This window comes from Acinetobacter sp. OYA S30 (assembly GCF_033599315.1).
Classification (GTDB): domain Bacteria; phylum Pseudomonadota; class Gammaproteobacteria; order Pseudomonadales; family Moraxellaceae; genus Acinetobacter; species Acinetobacter baumannii.
Window position 1 is genome coordinate 1 of record NZ_JAWVAV010000082.1, and the last position, 4,120, is coordinate 4,120.

General features: G+C 51.4%; 9 tRNA genes and 2 rRNA genes. All 11 read right to left on the minus strand.

Going from position 1 to position 4,120, the window contains the following annotated elements:
* Positions 1-2: 2 nt before the first annotated feature.
* The 11 genes from R5R67_RS18935 to R5R67_RS18985 all read right to left on the minus strand — a co-directional run bounded on the left by R5R67_RS18935 (position 3) and on the right by R5R67_RS18985 (position 3,979).
* Positions 3-75 (minus strand) — tRNA-Ala (locus R5R67_RS18935).
* A gap of 17 nt (positions 76-92) precedes the next feature.
* A tRNA-Pro gene (locus R5R67_RS18940) sits at positions 93-169 on the minus strand.
* Positions 170-178: 9 nt separating this feature from the next.
* Positions 179-255 (minus strand) — tRNA-Arg (locus R5R67_RS18945).
* A 6-nt stretch (positions 256-261) separates the two neighbouring features.
* A tRNA-Leu gene (locus R5R67_RS18950) sits at positions 262-350 on the minus strand.
* A gap of 5 nt (positions 351-355) precedes the next feature.
* Positions 356-430: transfer RNA gene (locus R5R67_RS18955), tRNA-Gly, on the minus strand.
* A gap of 37 nt (positions 431-467) precedes the next feature.
* Positions 468-552 (minus strand) — tRNA-Leu (locus R5R67_RS18960).
* A 23-nt stretch (positions 553-575) separates the two neighbouring features.
* Positions 576-651: transfer RNA gene (locus R5R67_RS18965), tRNA-Lys, on the minus strand.
* Positions 652-659: 8 nt separating this feature from the next.
* A tRNA-Thr gene (locus R5R67_RS18970) sits at positions 660-735 on the minus strand.
* Positions 736-738: 3 nt separating this feature from the next.
* Positions 739-814, minus strand: a tRNA-Val gene (locus tag R5R67_RS18975).
* A gap of 10 nt (positions 815-824) precedes the next feature.
* Positions 825-940, minus strand: a 5S ribosomal RNA gene (gene rrf, locus R5R67_RS18980).
* Between the two features lie 111 nt (positions 941-1,051).
* A 23S ribosomal RNA gene (locus tag R5R67_RS18985) occupies positions 1,052-3,979 on the minus strand.
* Between the last annotated feature and the right edge of the window lie 141 nt (positions 3,980-4,120).

Consider the following 4,120-nt stretch of genomic DNA (forward strand, 5'->3'; position numbering starts at 1 on the left):
GGTGGAGCCTAGCGGGATCGAACCGCTGACCTCCTGCGTGCAAGGCAGGCGCTCTCCCAGCTGAGCTAAGGCCCCATAATATTTTTTGGAAATGGTCGGGAAGACAGGATTCGAACCTGCGACCCCTTGGTCCCAAACCAAGTGCTCTACCAAGCTGAGCTACTTCCCGTTCGTTTTATGGCGCGCCCGACAGGAGTCGAACCCATAACCTTCTGATCCGTAGTCAGACGCTCTATCCAATTGAGCTACGGGCGCATAAAATGGTGCCGAGGACCGGAATCGAACCGGTACGGTAGTCACCTACCGCAGGATTTTAAGTCCTGTGCGTCTGCCAGTTCCGCCACCCCGGCACATTTGGAGCGGAAGACGAGGTTCGAACTCGCGACCCCCACCTTGGCAAGGTGGTGTTCTACCACTGAACTACTTCCGCATGTGCATAAGTTTTTTTATCTGGCATATTTAAAAAATGGTGCGGGTGAAGGGAGTCGAACCCCCACGCCTTGCGGCGCTAGATCCTAAGTCTAGTGCGTCTGCCAATTCCGCCACACCCGCTTAATATGGTTGGTACTTATAAATGGTGAGCCATGAAGGACTCGAACCTTCGACCCTCTGATTAAAAGTCAGATGCTCTACCAACTGAGCTAATGGCTCGTCTAAAATGGTGCCGGCTATAGGAATCGAACCCACGACCTACTGATTACAAGTCAGTTGCTCTACCTGCTGAGCTAAACCGGCAAATGGTGGAGGATGACGGGCTCGAACCGCCGACCCTCTGCTTGTAAGGCAGATGCTCTCCCAGCTGAGCTAATCCTCCTGGGTATTATGCCTAGCGACGTCCTACTCTCACAGGGGGAAGCCCCCAACTACCATCGGCGCTAAAGAGCTTAACTTCCGTGTTCGGTATGGGAACGGGTGTGACCTCTTTGCCATCATCACTAGACTATTTTCGGCTTTCAATACACGGCGTATAACTGTGTCTTGAAGCTCTTTTTATTGAAAGGATTATTCTTTCAAAACTGGATAAACGGTTCATTGAATGCTTCAAACTTTTTTGGTTAAGTCCTCGATCGATTAGTATTCGTCAGCTCCATGTGTCACCACACTTCCACCTCGAACCTATCTACCTCATCGTCTTTGAGGGATCTTACTTACTTGCGTAATGGGAAATCTCATCTTGAGGGGGGCTTCATGCTTAGATGCTTTCAGCACTTATCCCGTCCACACATAGCTACCCAGCGATGCCTTTGGCAAGACAACTGGTACACCAGCGGTGTGTCCATCCCGGTCCTCTCGTACTAAGGACAGCTCCTCTCAAATTTCCTACGCCCACGACGGATAGGGACCGAACTGTCTCACGACGTTCTGAACCCAGCTCGCGTACCGCTTTAATGGGCGAACAGCCCAACCCTTGGGACCGACTACAGCCCCAGGATGCGATGAGCCGACATCGAGGTGCCAAACCTCCCCGTCGATGTGGACTCTTGGGGGAGATAAGCCTGTTATCCCCGGGGTAGCTTTTATCCGTTGAGCGATGGCCCTTCCATGCGGAACCACCGGATCACTAAGCCCGTCTTTCGACCCTGCTCGACTTGTAGGTCTCGCAGTCAAGCTCCCTTGTGCCTTTACACTCTACGAATGATTTCCAACCATTCTGAGGGAACCTTTGGGCGCCTCCGTTACCTTTTAGGAGGCGACCGCCCCAGTCAAACTGTCCGCCTGACACTGTCTCCTGCCCCGCTAAGGGGCATGGGTTAGAATTTCAATACAACCAGGGTAGTATCCCACCGACGCCTCCTTCGAAGCTGGCGCTCCGAGATCTCTGGCTCCTACCTATCCTGTACAAGTTGTACCAAAATTCAATATCAGGCTACAGTAAAGCTCCACGGGGTCTTTCCGTCCTGTCGCGGGTAACCTGCATCTTCACAGGTACTATAATTTCACCGAGTCTCTCGTTGAGACAGTGCCCAGATCGTTACGCCTTTCGTGCGGGTCGGAACTTACCCGACAAGGAATTTCGCTACCTTAGGACCGTTATAGTTACGGCCGCCGTTTACTGGGGCTTCAATTCGCAGCTTCGCTTGCGCTAACCACTCCTCTTAACCTTCCAGCACCGGGCAGGCGTCAGCCCCTATACGTCACCTTACGGTTTTGCAGAGACCTGTGTTTTTGCTAAACAGTCGCCTGGGCCTATTCACTGCGGCTCTCATGCGCTTGCACGCTCAAGAGCACCCCTTCTCCCGAAGTTACGGGGTCATTTTGCCGAGTTCCTTAACGAGAGTTCTCTCGCACACCTTAGGATTCTCTCCTCGACTACCTGTGTCGGTTTGCGGTACGGGCACCTCTCACCTCGATAGAGGCTTTTCTTGGCAGTGTGAAATCAGGAACTTCGTCCATACGGACTCGCCATCACAGCTCAACGTTACAGTGTGCGGATTTGCCTACACACACGCCTTACTGCTTGGACGCGCATAACCAACAGCGCGCTTACCCTATCCTACTGCGTCCCCCCATTTCTCAAACGGTGAGGAGGTGGTACAGGAATATCAACCTGTTGTCCATCGCCTACGCCTATCGGCCTCGGCTTAGGTCCCGACTAACCCTGAGCGGACGAGCCTTCCTCAGGAAACCTTAGTCATACGGTGGACGGGATTCTCACCCGTCTTTCGCTACTCATACCGGCATTCTCACTTCTAAGCGCTCCACCAGTCCTTCCGGTCTGACTTCAACGCACTTAGAACGCTCTCCTACCACTGACATCGTAGATGTCAATCCACAGCTTCGGTGAATCGTTTAGCCCCGATACATTTTCGGCGCAGCGTCACTCGACCAGTGAGCTATTACGCACTCTTTAAATGATGGCTGCTTCTAAGCCAACATCCTGGTTGTCTGTGCAACGCCACATCCTTTTCCACTTAACGATTACTTTGGGACCTTAGCTGGTGGTCTGGGCTGTTTCCCTTTTGACTACGGATCTTATCACTCGCAGTCTGACTCCCGTGTATAAATATCTGGCATTCGGAGTTTGTCTGAATTCGGTAAACCGGGATGGCCCCCTAGTCCAAACAGTGCTCTACCTCCAGTATTCTCATCACGAGGCTAGCCCTAAAGCTATTTCGGAGAGAACCAGCTATCTCCAAGTTCGATTGGAATTTCTCCGCTACCCACACCTCATCCCCGCACTTTTCAACGTGCGTGGGTTCGGGCCTCCAGTAAGTGTTACCTTACCTTCACCCTGGACATGGGTAGATCACCTGGTTTCGGGTCTACGACCACGTACTAATTCGCCCTATTCAGACTCGCTTTCGCTGCGGCTCCGCCTTCTAAAGCTTAACCTCGCACGTAATCGTAACTCGCCGGTTCATTCTACAAAAGGCACGCTATCACCCATTAACGGGCTCTAACTACTTGTAGGCACACGGTTTCAGGATCTCTTTCACTCCCCTTCCGGGGTGCTTTTCACCTTTCCCTCACGGTACTGGTTCACTATCGGTCACTAGGTAGTATTTAGCCTTGGGAGATGGTCCTCCCGGATTCCGACGGAATTTCACGTGTTCCGCCGTACTCAGGATCCACTCAGGAGGGAACGAACTTTCGACTACAGGGCTTTTACCTGCTCTGGCGGACCTTTCCAAGTCGCTTCATCTAACTCGCTCTTTTGTAACTCCGTATTGAGTGTCCTACAACCCCAAGAGGCAAGCCTCTTGGTTTGGGCTCTTCCCGTTTCGCTCGCCGCTACTCAGGGAATCGATTTTTCTTTCTCTTCCTCCAGGTACTTAGATGTTTCAGTTCCCTGGGTCTGCCTTCAAGACGCTATGTATTCACGTCAAGATACTACGCGATTAAGCGTAGTGGGTTCCCCCATTCGGAAATCTCCGGATCAAAGCTCACTTACAGCTCCCCGAAGCATATCGGTGTTAGTGCCGTCCTTCTTCGGCTCCTAGTGCCAAGGCATTCGCCGTGCGCCCTTAATAACTTAACCTATCAGCTTCCAATACACATCACATTTAACTGCTCGTGTCTTGAAACCTTTTAATGTTATTAAGCCTATAAAAAACTTAAAAAATAAATGTGTTTGTTACTATTTCAATGTCGTTTTATCCAGTTTTCAAAGAACAAGTTT